The organism is Algoriphagus limi (assembly GCF_024919275.1).
Taxonomy (GTDB): Bacteria; Bacteroidota; Bacteroidia; order Cytophagales; family Cyclobacteriaceae; genus Algoriphagus; species Algoriphagus limi.
On record NZ_JANWGH010000001.1, the window covers coordinates 1,677,848 to 1,697,020 of the forward strand.

General features: G+C 41.8%; 15 protein-coding genes. 12 read left to right on the plus strand and 3 right to left on the minus strand.

Going from position 1 to position 19,173, the window contains the following annotated elements:
- Nucleotides 1-52 precede the first annotated feature (52 nt).
- Nucleotides 53-2,479, minus strand: coding sequence for a TonB-dependent receptor (locus NY014_RS07240; protein WP_259413891.1), 2,427 nt, complete (start codon nucleotides 2,477-2,479; stop codon nucleotides 53-55).
- Nucleotides 2,480-2,696: 217 nt separating this feature from the next.
- Between NY014_RS07240 and NY014_RS07245 the strand changes: the two genes are divergently transcribed.
- From NY014_RS07245 to NY014_RS07265, 5 genes are all read left to right on the plus strand, one after another.
- Nucleotides 2,697-4,136 (plus strand): sulfatase, encoded by a 1,440-nt coding sequence (locus NY014_RS07245; protein ID WP_259413892.1) that lies wholly within the window; start codon nucleotides 2,697-2,699, stop codon nucleotides 4,134-4,136.
- Nucleotides 4,133-5,584: a sulfatase family protein gene (locus tag NY014_RS07250; protein ID WP_259413893.1), complete on the plus strand. Its 1,452-nt coding sequence runs from the start codon at nucleotides 4,133-4,135 to the stop codon at nucleotides 5,582-5,584. Before NY014_RS07245 ends, NY014_RS07250 begins: the two co-directional genes overlap by 4 nt.
- A gap of 116 nt (nucleotides 5,585-5,700) precedes the next feature.
- On the plus strand, nucleotides 5,701-6,363 hold the full coding sequence (locus tag NY014_RS07255; protein WP_259413894.1) for a dienelactone hydrolase family protein: 663 nt from the start codon (nucleotides 5,701-5,703) through the stop codon (nucleotides 6,361-6,363).
- An 11-nt stretch (nucleotides 6,364-6,374) separates the two neighbouring features.
- Complete coding sequence (locus NY014_RS07260) at nucleotides 6,375-7,016, plus strand: phosphoribosyltransferase (RefSeq protein ID WP_259413895.1); 642 nt, start codon at nucleotides 6,375-6,377, stop codon at nucleotides 7,014-7,016.
- Nucleotides 6,991-7,509 (plus strand): hypothetical protein, encoded by a 519-nt coding sequence (locus tag NY014_RS07265; protein WP_259413896.1) that lies wholly within the window; start codon nucleotides 6,991-6,993, stop codon nucleotides 7,507-7,509. The genes NY014_RS07260 and NY014_RS07265 overlap by 26 nt, the downstream gene beginning before the upstream one ends.
- A gap of 6 nt (nucleotides 7,510-7,515) precedes the next feature.
- Here NY014_RS07265 and NY014_RS07270 read toward each other — a convergent pair whose 3' ends face one another.
- Both NY014_RS07270 and NY014_RS07275 read right to left on the minus strand, forming a co-directional pair.
- Complete coding sequence (locus NY014_RS07270) at nucleotides 7,516-9,258, minus strand: adenosylcobalamin-dependent ribonucleoside-diphosphate reductase (protein WP_259413897.1); 1,743 nt, start codon at nucleotides 9,256-9,258, stop codon at nucleotides 7,516-7,518.
- Between the two features lie 224 nt (nucleotides 9,259-9,482).
- Complete coding sequence (locus tag NY014_RS07275; RefSeq protein ID WP_259413898.1) at nucleotides 9,483-11,615, minus strand: glycoside hydrolase family 97 protein; 2,133 nt, start codon at nucleotides 11,613-11,615, stop codon at nucleotides 9,483-9,485.
- 106 nt (nucleotides 11,616-11,721) lie between these two features.
- Here NY014_RS07275 and NY014_RS07280 point away from each other — a divergent pair, with 106 nt between their 5' ends.
- The 7 genes from NY014_RS07280 (at nucleotide 11,722) to NY014_RS07310 (ending at nucleotide 19,112) form a co-directional block, all read left to right on the plus strand.
- A complete protein-coding gene (locus tag NY014_RS07280; protein ID WP_259413899.1) occupies nucleotides 11,722-13,173 on the plus strand; it encodes a PhoPQ-activated pathogenicity-related family protein in 1,452 nt (483 codons plus the stop codon).
- A 69-nt stretch (nucleotides 13,174-13,242) separates the two neighbouring features.
- Nucleotides 13,243-14,373 carry a glucuronyl esterase domain-containing protein gene (locus tag NY014_RS07285; RefSeq protein WP_259413900.1) on the plus strand — a complete coding sequence of 377 codons (1,131 nt, stop codon included), beginning with the start codon at nucleotides 13,243-13,245 and terminating at the stop codon, nucleotides 14,371-14,373.
- A gap of 154 nt (nucleotides 14,374-14,527) precedes the next feature.
- Entirely contained in the window at nucleotides 14,528-15,994 is a 1,467-nt protein-coding gene (locus NY014_RS07290; RefSeq protein ID WP_259414144.1) for a Gfo/Idh/MocA family protein, read from the plus strand.
- A 150-nt stretch (nucleotides 15,995-16,144) separates the two neighbouring features.
- The gene (locus NY014_RS07295; RefSeq protein ID WP_259413901.1) at nucleotides 16,145-17,182 is read left to right on the plus strand and encodes a zinc-dependent alcohol dehydrogenase family protein; all 1,038 of its coding nucleotides are present in this window, start codon (nucleotides 16,145-16,147) and stop codon (nucleotides 17,180-17,182) included.
- Between the two features lie 18 nt (nucleotides 17,183-17,200).
- On the plus strand, nucleotides 17,201-17,392 hold the full coding sequence (locus NY014_RS07300) for a hypothetical protein (protein ID WP_259413902.1): 192 nt from the start codon (nucleotides 17,201-17,203) through the stop codon (nucleotides 17,390-17,392).
- Between the two features lie 74 nt (nucleotides 17,393-17,466).
- Nucleotides 17,467-17,973, plus strand: coding sequence for a heme-binding domain-containing protein (locus NY014_RS07305; RefSeq protein WP_259413903.1), 507 nt, complete (start codon nucleotides 17,467-17,469; stop codon nucleotides 17,971-17,973).
- A 137-nt stretch (nucleotides 17,974-18,110) separates the two neighbouring features.
- Nucleotides 18,111-19,112, plus strand: a complete 1,002-nt coding sequence (locus tag NY014_RS07310) for a Gfo/Idh/MocA family protein (protein ID WP_259413904.1) — start codon at nucleotides 18,111-18,113, stop codon at nucleotides 19,110-19,112.
- The last annotated feature ends 61 nt before the right edge of the window (nucleotides 19,113-19,173 follow it).

Here is a 19,173-nt window from a genome sequence, read left to right on the forward strand (position 1 = left end):
AAAAGCCATCCTGAAAATCAGAATGGCTTTACCTTTTATCCACTTTTTCGAATTAGAACTTCAAACCGAAGGTCAAGTAGAAAGTCCTTCCATCGGCAGGCATAATTCCTGGTCCAGGATATCCTCCCGCTCTTCTTGTGAAATAACGCTCATCGGTCAGATTGTTAATCCCCGCTTTGATGGAGTGCTGCTTCCAAATATTCCAGGATGCAGATAAATCCTGAACTTGATATGCTGGAATCAATCCAACGGTGGAAGCTGCATTAGGAGTTACTGTGTTGGATGCATCAGAAAATGCTTCCCCAATGTCACTCAATTGCCAGGTCATAGAAAACTTACCCAAGCTATAAGTAGCTCCAAATCGATTGATTTTTCGAGGTGCATTTTCTACTTGGTTTCCTTCCAAGTTTCGGACAGCCAACTCCCCATCACTAACAGTGGTAATTTCGAAATCACCATAAGTTGCATCAATGAAGGCCAGGGAAGCAAACAGGTGTAGGTATCCGAATCGGGAACTTTCAAAAATCGCAGTAATCGGATCAAATTCTACATATCCCTCAAATCCCTGACTGATTGAATTCCCCAAGTTGGTTCGGAACTGATAGATGCTTCCATCCTCTCTTGCCTGCGCAATAGTACCGATTCGGTCTTGATAATTAAGTCGGAAGTATCCTACATCAAACTTCAAGGAAGGGAATACTGACCCTCTGAATCCAAAATCAAAATTATATCCTTTTGAGTCCTGCAAATTCGGATCGATCACGTCTGTCGTAGCCGGAGGTGTCAAATCAGAAATCAACACAGGGCGATATGCTTGGGAGAAATTCGTGTAGAATTCAGCGCTTTTACCCACATGGTACTCAGCTCCCAAACCAAACAATACAAAGCTTCTGGAGCGGGAAACTGGCTCTAAAAACTGCGGTGTTCCGTTAACTACGTTGAATTGGCCTTGATTTTCAGAAAGAATGTTTTCTACACGAAGACCTGCTGTGAAAAGCAGTTTTTCATTGAAGCGGAACACATTCTCAGCAAAAGCTGCCCAGTTTCTATTGGTGTAATCCAACTTTCTGCTGAAATCTCCATCTGCTACTGAGAAATCCATATCAGAGCCTGTGGTCCCAACTCCACGCTGATTTCGATCAATATTTCCATTGAAATAGCGAAGTCCTGTCATCAAGGTCTGTTCCTGACCAAACAATTCATAGGAAGAGCTAAGACGGATTTCTGAACCGTATGTCGTATAATAGTCCCGATCTACTTGACGATTTCCTAGATCATCTTCCTGATTGATCGGACGCATGAAACCGACACTATTTCGCTCTGCGAAGGTTCCGAAGACTTTCCAGCTCAACTTGGTGTTTTGAGACACCAAATACTCAGCTGACAAAGCCGGAATAAACCAAGGTGTATTGAACCAGTTTCGGCTACGGGAACTCTGCTGAGAATCTTGCTCAAACTGTGCATCAGTCAAACCTCCTGGCTGCTGAGTCTCAGTAGTCATGTAGGTCATTTCATAACCCAACTTCAGTCTGTTACTTGCCGCATAATTGACTTCTAAATGTGCATGGTCTGTATTGAAGAAGCCATTTTCTCTCCAGCCATCACCTCTTCTTTTTTGGTAATAAGCCGTATAATTCCATTTCCCCTCTGTTCCTCCGATATAATTAAAGGAGCTGAATAGGCCATTGCTTCCTACCGTATTGATTGATTCTGCAGTAAATCGAGTAGACTTGTCCGGCTTTCTCATTACAAAGTTCATCAAACCACCGAACTGTGGTCCATATTGCAAAGAAGATGCTCCCCGGATAATTTCGATTTGCTCTACCACCTCCAATGGCGGTGTAAAATAGGCTTCAGGATAGCCCATTGGATCTGGAGTAATATCATATCCATTCATTCGGACATTGAACTCCCAAGATCTATTTGGGCTCAAACCTCTGGAAGCCACTCCCAATTGAATACCTGAACCATCATTTTCCCAAATGGAAATCCCTGGCGTTCTTCCGAAAACCTGACGGCTATTGTTCATCGCCAAATTGGCATCAATCTCAGCGATTCGAATCACCTCATTCTTTTTCCCTGCATTGATTCTAAAATCAGAAACTTCAGGAAGCCTATCCTGACCCAAAATCCCTCGGCTTGCTGAAATATTAAATTCTGAAAGCAAGTACTCATCTTCTTTCAAAAGAATATCCAATTCTTTGGTCTCTCCCTCCTCAATGGAAAACTCTTGAGACCAATTCTGAAATCCAACTAGACTCACAATCAATTGGTAGGTCCCTTTTGGGAAATCCTTCAATTCATAATTACCATTCAAGTCAGATTGAACTCCTCGAACAGTACCTTCCAACAACACAGATGCACCTTGAACAGGATTGCCTTTTTCGTCAGAAATCTTTCCTTTCAAAATATTCTTTTGTGCAAAGACTTCTGCCGAAAAGAATAGAGTGCAGATTAGGAAACCGTATACAAATTTCATTATTTATATTTATTTGGATTGATTTTAAATAGTGGTGCAAACTTATGTCTAAAATCGATACAAGACAATCTTTATTTGGAAAAAATCTAAATAAAATTATGCTTGATTTTATAACTTTTTAAAAATGAATAAGATAGGTTTTCAAAACCCCAGATCAGGCTCTTAAAGAAGGGAGAATCAAAAAATCCTGTATCTTAAACTTCCCAATTTCCAGCCCATGAAAAACCTGCTTTTATTCTGTTTTCTCCTACTCTCCTATTTTTCTTTTGCTCAAAAAAATCGACCAAACATCTTGCTAATCGTTGCGGATGACTTGAATCAAACCGCCTTGGGAGCTTATGGAAACAGGCTGGTTTCCACCCCAAATATTGATCGTCTTGCCTCGGAAGGAATGCTTTTCCAAAATACCTATCCACAATATCCTGTTTGTGGGCCCTCCAGAGCTTCTTTTCTTTTTGGCTATTATCCTTCTGCCACTGAAACTTATGGCTATACCAGTGGAAGAGAAAATGTTGGTGCAGACCGAAAATCGCTTCCGGAGTTTTTCAAAGAAAATGGCTATTACACGGCACGAATAAGCAAAATCTTCCACATGGGCGTACCTATCGATATCGAAACAGGAAGTGATGGACAAGACGATGCAGCATCCTGGATAGAGCGATTCAATTCTCCCGGACCTGAATGGCAATCAGAAGGATTAGCCGAATTGGTTCAAAATAATCCTGATGGAAAAATCGAGCGAAAAGGTGGCAACGTCATGACGATTGTTCAAGCTGAGGGAGGAGATCTAAGCCAATCCGACGGAAAAACAGCTCAAAAAGCAATCGAACTTATTCAACAACAAAATAGAGACAAGCCCTTTTTCCTTGCGGTTGGATTGGTCAGACCTCATGTCCCATTTGTCGCTCCAAAGGAATATTTCGATTCCTATCCCTGGCAAAGCATAGTTCCTCCACCTGTGATTGAGGGAGATTGGGAGGATATTCCGAATAAAGGAATCAATTACGTAACCACTCAAAATGCCGAAATGAATTATATCCACAAGCAGAAAGCTATAGCCGGATATTATGCTTCGGTATCTTTTATGGATGCTCAAGTTGGAAAAATTCTAGATGCATTGAAGCAAGCTGGGCTTTCTGAAAACACGATAATCATCTTCACTTCTGATCACGGCTTCCATTTGGGTGAGCATGAATTTTGGATGAAAGTATCTTTGAAAGAAGAATCCGTTCGAGTTCCCTTTATTATTAAAGCTCCTGGTTATTCCCCGGGAAAAAGCGAATCATTTGTAGAATTGGTAGACTTGTACCCCACACTTTTGGATTTAACCAATTCCCAAATTCCCAAAAGATTACAGGGAATAAGTCTAAAACCTCTTCTAAAAAATCCTCAACAGGAAGTCAGACCCTTTGCCTTTTCAGTCACCCAAGGTGGTTCAACTTACCTGATACGCACCAAGCGCTGGGCATACATTCAATACGGAAAAAACGCAGAAGAAGGAATGGAGCTCTTTGATATGGAGCAGGACCCGGGGCAATATCAAAACCTTGCCTATGATGATTATTTCCAATCCCAAGTGGAAGAAATGAAAGCCCTTCTAAATCAGAAAATCAAAGAAGTCCAGACTAATGATCTTGGAAAAACTTATACCCCATGAAAAAACTCATTCCAATTCTTGTCCTAATCCTTGGTTGGGCTTGTGCCGAAAAACCAGAACCTCAAAAACCGAATGTGCTATTTCTTTTTGCAGATGATCAACGGGCTGAAACTCTAGGAATAGCTGGAAATCCCTATATCCAAACCCCAACTCTTGATCAACTGGCCCAAGAAGGAACTCGCTTCACCAATGCCTATGTGATGGGTGGAAATCATGGAGCCATTTGTATGGCAAGCCGGGCGATGCTCTTTAGCGGAAAAAACCTCTTCAAAGTTTATGATCGATTAAATGGAGTGCAGACCATGACAATGGATTTTGCCAATGCAGGTTATACCACATTTGGAACAGGAAAATGGCATAATGAGAAGGAAGCTTTTGAGGCTAGTTTTCAACAAGCCAATAATGTATACTTGGGGGGAATGGCAAATCATTACGAGGTAGACCTACGGAATTATGGTCCAGATGGAAAGCTGGGAGAATCCACCAAAAAAGGCTATTCCACTGAAATTTTTGCTCAATCTGCCATTGACTTTATTCAATCACAAAAAGAAAGCAGTGATCCCTTTTTCTGCTATGTTGCCTTCACTGTTCCACACGATCCTTACTCGCCCGAGGCAAATTACATCAACTACTACCCTGATGGCTCGCTTCCATTGCCGGGGAATTATATGCCCTACCATCCATTCGAATTCGATCATTTGACTGTTCGGGATGAAAATCTGACTGGTTGGCCTCGAAAGCCCGAAGTGATTCAAATGATTTTGTCAGATTATTATGCCTTGATCACACATTTGGATACACAGGTTGCCAAAATTCTTGATGCGCTTCGGGAAAGCGGAAAATTGGAAAATACAATTATTGTCTATACTGCCGACAATGGATTAGCAGTAGGAAGTCATGGGCTTTTGGGGAAACAAAGCCTTTATGAGCATAGCATGAAAGTTCCTTTAATCATAAAAGGGCCAGGTATTCCTTCCAATCAGGAATTGGATGCTTTTGCTTACATCCACGACCTATATCCCACCTTGGCCGATTTAGCGGGATTACCTCCAAGAGAGGATGTGGATGGAAAAAGCCTTGTTCCCGTGATTCATGGAGAAAAAGAATCGGTCAGAGATGCACTTTTCACCGCCTATAGAAATACAGTTCGCGCGATTAGAACTGACAAGTGGAAACTGATTCGATACCCTGAACGAGACCACACGCAATTGTTTGATTTGGAACATGATCCTTTGGAGATCAATAATCTGGCTGAAAACCCAAACTTCTCGGAAGAAAAATCCCGATTGATTTCTTTGCTTCAAGAAAATCAAAAGGCCGTGGGAGATACAGTTTCTTTTACCGCTGCTGTAATCAAACCCATGGCTTATGATCCTGACACACTCAAGCGGAAACCAGACCAATGGCAACCTGAATACACTCTGAGGCGATATTTTGAAAAGGAATAAATTTCTTCTCGAATTACTGGATTAATTTATTTACCTACAGCCATTTGCTGATGAATATCATAGGATTTTAGCTATAAAAGATTTTCATTTCATAGTGAACAAAAACCTGAAAAGCTATGAAGGAGATCTTAAATATCAGGTTGACAGATGTGGTAGTGGAAGGGGAATTAGCTGTCCCCGATCAATCCAAAGCCTTGGTATTATTTGCCCATGGAAGCGGAAGTGGAAGGTTTAGTCCTCGCAATAATTTTATAGCTCAATTTCTGAATAAAAACAGGATCGCTACATTTCTGTTTGACCTGACTACTACACAGGAAAAAGAGAAAGGAGAATTCAATATTTCTCTATTTGCAGATCGGTTGATTCAATTAAGTAAGTCACTTCATTCTAATCCAAAGGTGGCCAAACTCCCCATTTTTTACTTTGGAGGAAGCACGGGAGCTACAATAGCAGTGGCTGCGGCTGCCCAGTTGAAACCCCTAATCTCTGGAGTGATTTCACGAGGTGGAAGGTTGGATTATGCGGTGGATTACATTCCGGAAGTGATCTGCCCGATGCTTTGGCTAGTTGGCAGTTTGGACCAGGAAGTACTCAGGATAAACAAGGCTTGTTACAAGCATTTCCCAGAAAGAAATGATTTGAAGATAATTTCTGGAGCAGGACACCTTTTCGAAGAACCGGGAAAACTCGAACAGGTAGCGGAGGAAACCAAGGATTGGATATTCAAGGTGCTTCAGGGTAAACCAAATTCGAGTAAGGATAAAGAAATGTATTTCTAAATCTCAAGGCGATGTTTAAGGACCGAAAAGATGCCGGAATTAAGCTAGGAGAAGCATTACTCTCTTATCAAAAAGACAAGCCGATTGTCATTGGAATTCCACGCGGTGGTATCGAAACGGCATACTATGTAGCTCAAAGACTTCATGCAGAAATGATCCCTATTATCTCAAGAAAATTGGGTCATCCCCAGCAACCTGAATTTGCCATGGGCGCTATTGCAGAGGATGGAAGTTATTATTTATCTCCTTGGGCAAAATCAGAAATAAGTGCACAAGATTTAGAATCTGTAAAAAACAAAGAACGAGAAGAAATCAAGAGAAGGGTCCAATTGCTTCGACACGGAAAACCCATTCCACCCATGAAAGACAGAACAGTGATTGTGGTGGACGATGGAATAGCTACCGGTTCGACGCTTTTTGCCACTCTGGAATTATGCGAGAAACAACAACCCAAAAAGCTAATTGTAGCTGCTCCTATCTCAGGAAGAGAAGCTGCTCAGCAACTTGAAAATATGGCAGATGAAGTCTTGATTTTAGAGATTCCGGATGATTTCCGGGCGGTGTCTCAGGGATACGAAAGGTTTTCAAATCTCAATGACGAGGAAACCTTGGAATTCATGAGAAAATATGAGCAAGAGTATGGATCCCAGTAATCAGGATGAATATTATCCTTGGGACCAACATGAAAAAACACGAAAAAATAGAGAAATGGAAACTCTCAATCCCCAAAAAGCAGCGATGTGGATAGACCAAAGTCATGCATTATTGGTTGGTTATTTACCTAACCATCCATTTGTGGTAGAAGAAATCGAATCTCCTATCGAAAATCAAGTAAGATTTGAAGGAGAGACTAGTGACAAAACTCGATTTATGAATTCCCAAGGCGGGCCTTCCAACAATGAAAACAAGAAAAATAATCAGGACAGGGACCGATTAAATAAATACTTCAAGGAGCTGGAAAAAAAAGTGTCAGGAATCGAAGAATTATTATTGGTAGGACCAGGAATCATAAAAGCGCAGTTCTTCAAACAAATTCGGGATAATAAGAAATTTATCACGATGAAAATATTGATGAAGGATGCAGAAAAAATGAGTTATAACCAGTTTTTGGAAATGGTCAAAGTCCATTTTGCTACAAACAACTGATTTCCTTCAACACGGAAAACTCTTATCCTTAAAAGATTTGATTCCGGGATAAAGCATTTGTTCTCTTCCCGAATCTATTCGAAAAACAGTTAAACCCTTCACTCCCTCTTTCCAAGCTTGAAGATAGATTTCCCCAATTTCTTCCGGCTTGGTGGTGAAGGGCAGGTTTATGGTTTTTGACACAGCATTGTCTGTAAACTTTTGAAAGGCAACCTGATGCTTCAGATGCCAAACTGGATCAATTTCAGTAGCAGTCAATAGAATTGCTTTGTCCTTTTCACTCAATTCATGACAATCAGTGGAAGTCCCATCTTGGACGATTTTTTGTTTTAATTCTTCTGAGAGTATTCCTTTTTCTTTCAAAAAATTCAAGACTTGAGGCTGAATAGTTTGTAAAGTTTCTTCTCCCAAAACATTTCTCCTTTCGAAAGCCAATGCAAATAATGGCTCAATTGAAGAAGAAGTATTGGCAATCAAAGAAATGGTACCCGTCGGCGCAATACTCGTCAAGGTAGCATTCCGAATTGGTATGTCAGGGGCAAAAATACTTCCTTCCCAATTTGGAAAATTTCCTCTTTTCTTAGCCAATTCTTGTGAAGCGCGATGACTTTTTTCATTGATAAATTGCATCAATTCCTCTCCTAAGTCTACCGCTTCCTGACTTGCATATGGAATCTCCAGTTTGATTAAAAAGTCAGCCCAGCCCATCACTCCCAAACCGATTTTTCGGTTTGCAAGTGTAGCTTTTTTGATTTTTGAATTGGGGAAATGATTGACCTCAATCACATTATCCAAAAATCGGACAGCTTGAGGAATGATTTCTTCCAACCTATCCCAATCGGGCAAATGCTTTCCTTTTTTCGACCTGACAAAATGGTTGAGATTAATCGAACCCAGATTGCAGGACTCGTAGGGCAAAAGCGGAACTTCACCACAGGGATTGGTTGCTTGAATTTCACCTTGACTTGGAGTGGGATTTTTTGAATTGATGGTATCCAAAAAGATAACTCCGGGGTTTCCTGATTCCCATGCTCTAAATATTAGCTCCTCCCAAATTGCCTTTGGAGAAACCTGATTGATAACCTTCTTAGTACGGGGATTAATAAGAATCCAGGGTTTATCGGTTTCGAGGTACTCCATAAACTGGTTCGTAATCCCTACCGATAAGTTGAAGTGTCGGACTCGGTTTTCTTTGGATCCCAATCTCAAAAACTCAAAAATATCGGGATGGTCAACATTCAAAATCCCCATGTTTGCGCCTAGACGTTTTCCACCTTGCTTGACATGATCGCTGGAAAAATTAAAGAGCTCTAAAAAAGAAACTGGTCCTGATGATGTTCCTCCATGCCTGCTTACTCGATCTCCTTTGGGTCTCAATTTTGAGAAATTAAAGCCAGTTCCTCCACCCTTTTGCTGAACCAATGCAGCAAGCTTCAGAGTATCAAAAATACCACTCAAACTATCCCGAATCGGCAAAACAAAACAGGCACTCAATTGTCCATATCCTGTTCCCGCATTCATCAGCGTTGTTGAATTGGGGAGAAAATCCAATTCGGACATCAACTTAAAAAACTCCCTCTCCCAATAATCGGCATCTTTCTGATTTCCCCATTTCAATTCTGCACTTGCCACCGTTTTGGCAACTCGACGAAACATCTCTTCCGGTGTCTCAATGACCTTTCCGGAATGATCTTGAACCAAGTACCGCTCCTCCAATACCCGAATCGCATTTTCGCTGAGCTGCTTCATGTGAATTGAGATGCAATACTGGAATTTACCCAATTACGGTGGCTTTTCCTTTTTTGGGAATGAAAAAGAGGCTATCTAAAAACTCCAAGGCTCCGTCATCGCGAGTGAAGCGAAGCGATCTAAATGTCGATTTAAACAAAATCAGTTTGGTTTCCCACCTCTAAGGAGAGTAATCTACATTTCTTTCAACTTGACGAAAGTCTTTCGAAACAGCCCCTACCAGATTATCTCAATTTCTTGACCCCTTTGAGTTCTTCCTTACTCGCTTCGCGAATTCGGATAGCATAACCGCCACCGGGAGCAGAATATTGTTTCAAAACTGATTTTGAATCCACTGAAACCTTTCGAATCTCATAGGCTTGGGGATTAGTTTTGAAGTGGGCATCTTCTCGGTCCGAATAAATTTCCGCTAGGTAGGTTTTCCCTTCATCTAAAAAGTCAAACATAACCTCACCTATTCGACCTTCAAATCCATTTACATTTCCAACAAACCACTCTGTGCTATCCTTAGCTTTACGTGCAATAGTCAAGTAGTATCCTGGTTCTGCTTCAAGGTAAACGCTCTTTTCCCAATCCAAAGCCACATCCTTAATAAACTTAAAAGCATCGGGGAATCGCATGTAATTTTCAGGATAATCCGCAGCCATCTGAAGAGGGGAATACATAGTGATATACAAAGCCAGTTGATTTGCCAGCGTACTATTCACATGTGAGCCGTTAAACACATCCATTTCAAAAATCCCTGGCGTATAGTCCATCGGTCCACCAATTTGTCGGGTGAAAGGAAGGATAGTGACATGATTTGCTTTGCTACCTCCAAAGGCCTGGTATTCAGTACCTCGAGCTGATTCATTAGCGATCAGATTAGGCCAAGTTCGGGCCACTCCTGTAGGCCGGACAGCTTCGTGCGCATTCACCATGATTTGGTACTCGGCAGCTTTCTCGATTGCATATTGATAGTGATTCACCAACCATTGACTGTAGTGATATTCACCACGCGGAATGATATCCCCTACATAGCCACTTTTCACAGCTGGATAGCCATACTTTTTCATTAACTGATAAGCATCATCCAAGTGTCGCTCATAATTCCGAACAGAAGAAGAAGTCTCATGATGGATAATCATTTGGATTCCTTTTTCTTTAGCATAGGTAGAAATCCCCTCCAAATCAAAATCGGGATAAGGAGTCAGAAAATCGAAAACATAATCTTTTGAATTCCCAAACCAGTCCTCCCAACCAATATTCCAACCTTCAACCAAGACTCCGTCAAAACCATGTTCGGACGCGAAATCAATATACTTTTTCACATTTTCCGTGGTAGCACCGTGTTTGCCATTAGGTTTGACTTTGGAAAAATCCGTTACTCCTAATTTGACTGCCTTGAGTTCATCAGTATAAGACCAGGTACTCTGACCAGTGATCATTTCCCACCAAACACCGACATATTTCATCGGTTTGATCCAAGAAGTATCTTCGATTTTTGAAGGCTCATTGAGGTTGTAGGTGATTCGTGAGGCCAAAATTTCTCGAGCATCATCACTTACGATCACCGTTCGCCATGGAGTTTCTGCTGGCGTCACCAAATAACCCTTATCACCTTGGGAGTCCGGTGTCAAATGACTCACAAAAACCATCCGCTCATCATCCAATTCCAAATGCATGGCTGGATAATCAATCAAGGCTGCCTCGTGGATATTAATGTATAAGCCAGATTCGGATTTCATCATCAAGGCGGTTTGTACGCCCGTTTTGGAAAAAGGAGTTTGTGAAGCATTCGGTGTGATGGCAATTTCCATCAAACCTCGGATTTCTGAAAGTTTGGATTCTGTGTAATCGTATTCCTGTGTATCGTAATCTCCAGGAATCCAAAATGCGGTATGATCACCACTCATGGCAAAATGAGTAAGTTCTTCAGTGATTACGAAATGCCCCATATTTTCCTGAACAGGAAACTCATATCTAAAACCTAATCCTGAATCAAATAAGCGAAAGCGAATATCCATTTTCCGCTTACTTCCCAAATGCTCCAAATGAACCAACAATTCTTGATGATGATCACAAATCAAGCTTTCCTCTCCCCATACCGGTTGCCAGGTTTCATCATGAGATGATTCCTCCGAGTCCACAACCCGAAAACCTTGAATTAAATCGAGGGTGTCATTTTTCAAATCAAAACCCAAACGACTAGACTGAATAACAGTTTGATTTTTATAGGATAGCTGATAGGTTGGCGCTCCGCTCGCGTCAAGTCCAAAAGCGAGTTTTAATTCCCCATTCGGAGAACTGATTTCCTGAGCAGAAACAATCCCAAACCAACCTAGAAAAAGGATTAAAAGTCTAATTTTCAATTGCATGGTGTAAATATTTTTCAAATTCCTTGAAGCTTTTGGGCAGCAATCTTGCCGTCCGAAATTAAAATTATTAGTTTTTACAAAATAATTACACCAACCAGCCCTAACCATGAAACAATCCAACCCGAGAATTAACCTTCTACTTGCATTAGTTTGGCTTATCGCGTCCTTCGCTTGCCAAACTCAAACCTCTGACAAAACCAGTGAATCGGCCATTGAATCAAAGTCTGAGAATTTATTGAGGGAATATGTACAATCCCCTTCACCCGATTTTAGCTATGAGATTGTTCATTCCGTTTCAGGAGAAAATTCAGATTTCCATGTCTTGAAAATGTATTCCCAGCGATGGCTTGCAGATAGTATTGTCGATGAGACCTTGTGGTGGCATTGGGTTTCAGTAATTATCCCAAAAAATAGCCCTCACGATACAGGAATGATGTGGATAGGTGGAGGAAGCCGAGGTACTGAAATGCCTCAAAGCCCCTCTTCTCTTCTGGAAGCTGCAGCGGCTCAAACCAACTCCATCGTTGCGGAAATTCACAATGTCCCATTTCAGCCTTTGACATTTGCCAATGATCCTTTTGGGGAACGCTATGAGGATGCCATCATTGCTTATGGCTGGCGAAAATTCCTTGAAGGTGGTGCAAAGGATGAGGATGCCATTTGGTTAGCTAGATTCCCGATGACCAAAGCAGTCAAATTGGCGATGGACGCGGTTCAGGAAGTAGTCAAAGAAAATTATAATAAGGATTTGAAAAACTTTTTTGTGGCGGGAGCTTCCAAGCGAGGTTGGACTACCTGGACGACTGCTGCGGCCGATGATCGGGTTATTGCAATGGCTCCAGTCGTGATTGACTTATTGAATATTGAACCTTCCTTTATGCATCATTGGAGAAATTATGGTTTTTGGGCGCCAGCAGTCACGGATTATGTTCGGGAAGGAGTGATGAATTGGATGGGCACGCCTGAATTTGATCGCATGCTCGAACTCACTGAACCTTACTCTTTTGTAGAAGAACTGGAAATCCCAAAACTCTTAATCAATGCCGCAGGAGATCAATTTTTCCAGCCAGATAGCTGGGAATTTTACTGGAATGATCTTAAGGGAGAAAAGCATATCCAATATGTACCAAATTTTGGACATGACTTGAGTGAATCCGATGCCTTACCCAATCTGATTTCTTTTTACAACTCCATTCTAGAAAATTCAAGCAGACCAGACTATAGTTGGACTGTGGAAGGAAATAAAATCAATGTAAAAGTAGACCCAGAGAAGATGCCTATTTCCGTCAAACTTTGGTCCGCCTACAACCCACTTGCCAGAGATTTCCGGGTGGATGAATTTGGACCCAACTGGGTAGCAGAGGAAATCCCTATGCCTGCAAGTGGAGAACTGGAGGTAGTCATGCAGGAACCTGATGAAGGATTTCGAGGATACTTTGTGGAATTGACATTTGCTGGGGAAACGCCACTCAAGGTAACCTCCGGGATTGAAGTCCTCCCTACCGACTATCCTTATGAGCCTTTTGAACCATCGAGAGCCGAAGCAGCCAGTAACTAAACCTTTTTAAAGATGCAGTCTCTTTGGAAATTTCTAGCACTCGGTATTTTAATTATATCCACTAAAACCATGGCTCAATCTCAAGTTAACTATGACGAAAGTAAGGTTCCTGCCCTTCATCTGCCTTCACTTTTTATTAGCGAAAAAGGAGAGGTTATCGATTCTCGTGAGAAATGGGAGGCTATTCGAAAACCCGAGATTTTTAGGCTATTTCAAACAGAGGTATATGGTCAAATCCCTAAAGATTTTGACGAGGTAAGTTTCGAAGTCACCAAAAGTTCAAATCATCAATTTGACTTGATCGCCAACCTTGAGGAGGTTGATATTAAAATCCGGCGGGGAGAGAACACGCACATCATGAGACTGAATGTTTTTTTACCCAAAGAAATGGATGAGCCTGCCCCTATAATTTTGCTCATAAACCATAGACAAAAAGCAGAAGATGGTTCACTGGCGGAAGAGGGCTATTGGCCTGTGGCCGAATTGATCCAAAAGGGATTTGCCACAGCTTCATTTCATGCAGAGACAGTGGCACCAGATGATATCAAAAGGTTCTCCGATGGCATTTTGACTAACCTTTATCCTGAGCAGCAGGATAAGAAAGATGGACTAAAAGCCCTCGGTGCATGGGGATGGGGAGCTATGAGAGCAATGGATTATTTTGAGCAGCATGAGGCAATCAATGCAAAAAAATCCGTTTTGGTAGGACATTCCAGGTCTGGAAAATCTGCCCTTTGGACATCTGCCAATGATCCACGCTGGGCGATCACCTATGCTAATGAGTCAGGCTGCGGTGGAGCAGCTCTTTCAAAAAGAAAATTTGGAGAAACAGTTGAGATAATTAATAATGCTTTTCCACATTGGTTTGCAGAAAATTTCAAAAAATACAATGATGCCGAAGAATCACTTCCCCTAGATCAGCACATGCTTCCAGCTTTGATTGCTCCGAGGGCCGTCTATTTTGCAAGTTCAAAGGACGATCAATGGGCCGATCCCAAAGGTGAATATCTTAGTCTTCAAATAGGAAGCCAGGTTTTTTCAAGGATTTATGACCGGGAAAGTCCATTCAAAACTTCATTTGAAGAACTCAAAGGCACGGTCCACTCCAAAACTCTAGGATACCATATCAGGGAAGGAGAACATGGTCTTACGTGGGAGGACTGGAGTATTTTCTTGGAATTTGTTGAACAAATATGGTAGCCAATTCTAAATAGACTAGATAATTTTTATCATTTCGAAATGAAATAAAGGGATTCTCATAAACCATTTAAATTATAAAGTTTCAGAAATTAAGAAGGAGGAATTATCTTAAGAATTCAATCAAAATGACTCTTAAACCCTAATAACATCAATGATGAAAAAACCCGAAAATCCCAATTCTGGACAGTCCAGAAGAGAATTCATAAAAAATGCAGCCATTGCTTCATCTTTTTTTATCGTACCACGAAATGTCCTTGGCGGTGTAGGCTTTATTGCTCCATCTGATCAACTGGTACTTGCGGCGATAGGTTCAGGTGGAAAAGGGGCCAGTGATATAGAATTAGCTTCCGTAGGAGGAAGAGAGCGAGTGGCTGCACTTTGTGACGTGGATTTTTCTGGCTCTGCCAAACGATCTGTAGAGCGATTCCCTACAGCAAAGCTTTATGCTGACTACCGGGAAATGTTGGATAAGGAAAAAGATATTGATGCAGTGACTATTTCCACTCCGGACCATGTACATGGACCTGCAGCAAAATACGCCATGGAGCGAGGAAAGCATGTCTATGTACAAAAGCCAATGACGCACAATATTCGAGAGGCACGCATGCTTACCGAAATGGCACGCACACAAAAAGTAGTCACCCAAATGGGAAATCAGGGTGGATCTAATCCCCTTTTAAAATTAATACAACAGTGGATTGATGAGGATAAAATCGGAGCGGTTTCCAAAGTGCAAATTTGGACAAATCGTCCTGTTTGGCCTCAAGGAGGAGCTTTTCCAAAAGCTGATCCAAGTTCCAAACCAGATGCCCTTGATTGGGATCTTTGGTTAGGGCCTGCGCCTGAAATCCCATATACTCCCGACCTCCACCCATTCAATTGGAGAGGATGGTGGGATTATGGAACAGGAGCCTTGGGAGATGTAGGATGTCACTTAATTGATATTCCTTTCAGAACATTAGGACTTCATTATCCAAAAGATGCAGAATGTAGCGTAGGCTCTGTATTCAGTCAGATGTGGACTCCAGATTATCATCCGGAAGGTTGTCCAGCATCTTCTTTCATAACCCTGCATTTTGACGCAACCAGCAAGAGCAAATCACCAATCGAAATGACTTGGATGGATGGAGGAATTCGTCCAGCGCACCCGGATATTATCCCTGCAAATGACGATATCGGAGGAGCAAACTCTGCAAATGGGGTTTTAATCATCGGAGAAAAGGGAATCATTTCCACCAACATCAATGACTCTTCGCCTTTGATGCCAAAGCTGTATTTGAACGACGGTACAAAAGAAGAAGGCCCACAAAGCGAAGAAGGATTCGAGCGGGAATATGGCCATCAGCGACTTTGGGTGGAAGCATGTAAGGCCGGGTTCAATTCACCAGAGCACCAAGGACTCACTTCATCCTTCGATTATGCAGGCCCAATGACCGAGACTGTGTTGATGGGTAACTTGGCGATCAGAAGCTACATGCTCCGAAGAGAAAATGCTCGGGGACGTCAGGAATTCTTTGCACGGAAAAAACTCCTTTGGGATGGTGAAAACATGCGAATCACCAACTTGGAAGAAGCAAATCAGTTTGTTGGAAGACAATACCGACAAGGCTTTGAAGTGTAATTCAGAGGTGGCAGTTTTCAGTTAGCAGTAGGCAAACTATTTATCTTGAAAGCTTCCAATGCATACAACTCAATTAGTTGGACCGTGGGTGGAAACGCTCACGGTTCTTTTGTGTTTTTTTGAGAGATTTAAAATCTAAAACTTCAACCGATGAAAGCCCTTCTTGTCGAATCCTTCCAGAATAACCCAAAAATCACTCAAGTTCCCGACCCTATCGCACCCGAAGACGGAGTAGTTTTAAAAGTTAAGGCCACAGGTTTATGTCGAAGTGATTGGCATGGTTGGATGGGGCATGACTCGGACATCAAATTACCACATGTTCCGGGACATGAATTTGCCGGAGAAATCGTAGAGGTCGGAAAGGAAGTAAAAAACTGGAAAATCGGAGAGCGAGTGACCGTCCCTTTTGTTTGTGCCTGTGGCATTTGCCCAACCTGTCAAAGCGGAAATCAGCAAATATGTGACAATCAATTTCAGCCCGGATTTACACATTGGGGCTCTTTTGCTGAATATGTAGCTGTTTATCGAGCAGACACCAATCTGGTTGCCCTGCCTGATTCAGTTAGTTTTGAGTCAGCTGCAAGTTTGGGATGCCGCTTTGCCACTTCCTTTAGAGCCATCGTTGCTCAAGGTCAGGTAAAAGGAGGAGAATGGGTGGCTATTCACGGTTGTGGCGGAGTCGGCCTTTCTGCCATTATGATTGCCTCAGCATTAGGGGCAAAAGTGATTGCGGTTGATATTTCTGAAGCAAAACTAAACCTAGCCCAAGCTGCTGGAGCATCCATCCTACTCAATGGAAAATTGGGAGATATTCCTTCCAAAATTCAAGAACTAACAAAAGGCGGAGTTCATGTATCTGTAGATGCACTTGGGAGCAGAATCACCTGTGCAAATTCTATTTCAAGTTTGCGAAAAAGAGGCAAACATATTCAAGTTGGCTTGATGGCAGGAACAGAAGAAAACCCTCCTATCCCCATGCATTTAGTAATTGCGAAAGAACTGGAAATTCTAGGAAGTCATGGGATGCAAGCGTATGCTTATGAAGATTTGATGCGAATGATTATTGCAGGTAAATTGGATCCAGAAAAACTTATCGGTAAAACAATCAGCTTGGAGGATGCCGTGGATGAACTTCCCCGAATGGATGAATTTCGGGATTCAGGCATGTCCATGATCAATCGACTTTAAACTAGGGTATCAAAAATTATGAGCTCGAAAAAGCGTTGGTTTATTCAATCTGTTTCCGGTTTGCTATTTACCGGAACGGGTCTATCTATGTGCATAGATGCAGAACTAAACAAACTATCCGGAGATCCTTGGTTTTGGTACGGGACAACTGGACTAATAGTCTTTCAAGCAGGTTTGAGTTTGGTGATTGATGGAGTAAGATTTCGATGAAGTGATTAATCCTTTGCTCAAAAAAATTGTCTAACTAGCAAGACAAATTCTTACCCAGCAAACCTTCTAAAACTATGTTGAAAAAAATCACTATCGGGATTGTCTTGGTTTTAATAGCCATTCAATTAATCCCTGCCGAAAAAAATGAGTCCAATGATCAGACTTTTGATATCAGCAAAAGCTATGACCTCCCGGACCAAGTAGCCACCATTATGAAAGGTGCCTGCAATGATTGCCATACCAATTTGACTCGCTATCCTTGGTATTCGAATATCCAACCGGTGAAATACTTCCTAGCTGATCATGTCAATGATGGAAAAAGACACTTGAATTTTTCAGAATTCACGAAACTCCCTCTTGCTGTCCAAAACCATAAATTGGAGGAAGTCATCGAAACAGTAGAAAGCAAGGAAATGCCTTTGGAGTCTTATACCTATTTCGGATTGCATCCGGAAGCTGATCTTACTGACGAAGAGCGGGAGGTTTTAATCAACTGGGCAAAGGAACAAATGGCCTATTTGGCCGCCACCTATCCTGCGGATAGTTTGGTCATGAAGCGAAGAACTCCACCAAGTCAATAAAAAACGACAAAATGGCCCGAATCTACCGGGTCATTTTTATTTTGTATCTATGAAATCGAGCATGACGCGAGCGACACACAGAGGGATGATTATGATTGCGAGATTCCATGTGACCTTTGAAAAACAATTATAAACACATGAAAAAAATCAAAGAGGAGGAAGTCCGCTGGGGAATCATCGGGGTTGGTGACGTATGCGAAGTCAAATCTGCCCCTGCTATGAATTTGGTTCCTCATAGTCGCCTGGTTGCTGTCATGCGCAGAAATGAAGAAAAGGTGAAGGACTACGCCAAAAGACATGGAGTTCCCAAATGGTATACAGATGCAAAGTCTTTGATCGAAGATCCTGAAGTCAATGCCATCTACATCGCTACGCCTCCATACATGCACCTTCCCTACACAGAAATGGCAGCCAAAGCAGGCAAACCAGTTTATGTGGAAAAACCCATGGCCAGAACATTTGCAGAATGCGAAGCCATGATCAAAGTATGTGAAGAAGCAGGCGTCCCGCTCTATGTGGCCTATTACCGAAGAGCACTTCCTCATTTTGTAAAAATTAAAGAGCTGTTGAACCAAGGTAGAATCGGTGTAATCCGATCGGTTCATATTCAAATGCGGCAAGAACCCGAACCTGAAATCATTGCCAAATTGGAGAACAACTGGCGAGTCATTCCTGAGATAGCAGGAGGAGGATATTTTTATGATTTGGCATCCCATCAATTAGACTTGCTTCAATTCTTTTTTGGAAAAATCACCCATGCTTCTGGTTTTGCCACCAATCAAGCCAAATTATATCCGGCTGAAGATATGGTGGTAGGAAGCTATGCCTTTGAAAACGGAGTCATGGGAAGCGGAAACTGGTGCTTTACCAGCGCCAAAGAAACTCAGATCGATCAAATTACAATTGATGGAAGCAAAGGTCAGATTCGGTTTGAGACCTTTGGAAAAGGAGAGTTTACACTTCTCCGAGATGAAGAAGAACCAAAACATTTTCACCTTGAATTGCCCATGCATATCCAACAGCCTTTGATCCAAAAAATCGTAGATGATTTATTGGGTATTGACAATTCTCCGAGTACAGGTCACAGTGCATCTCGGACTAATTGGGTATTGGAAGAAATCACCAAAGAGAAGGTTTAGAAAAAATTTTAAGAAAAAATTAAGAAAAAGGAAATGACTGTAAAACCGGTCATTTCCGTAT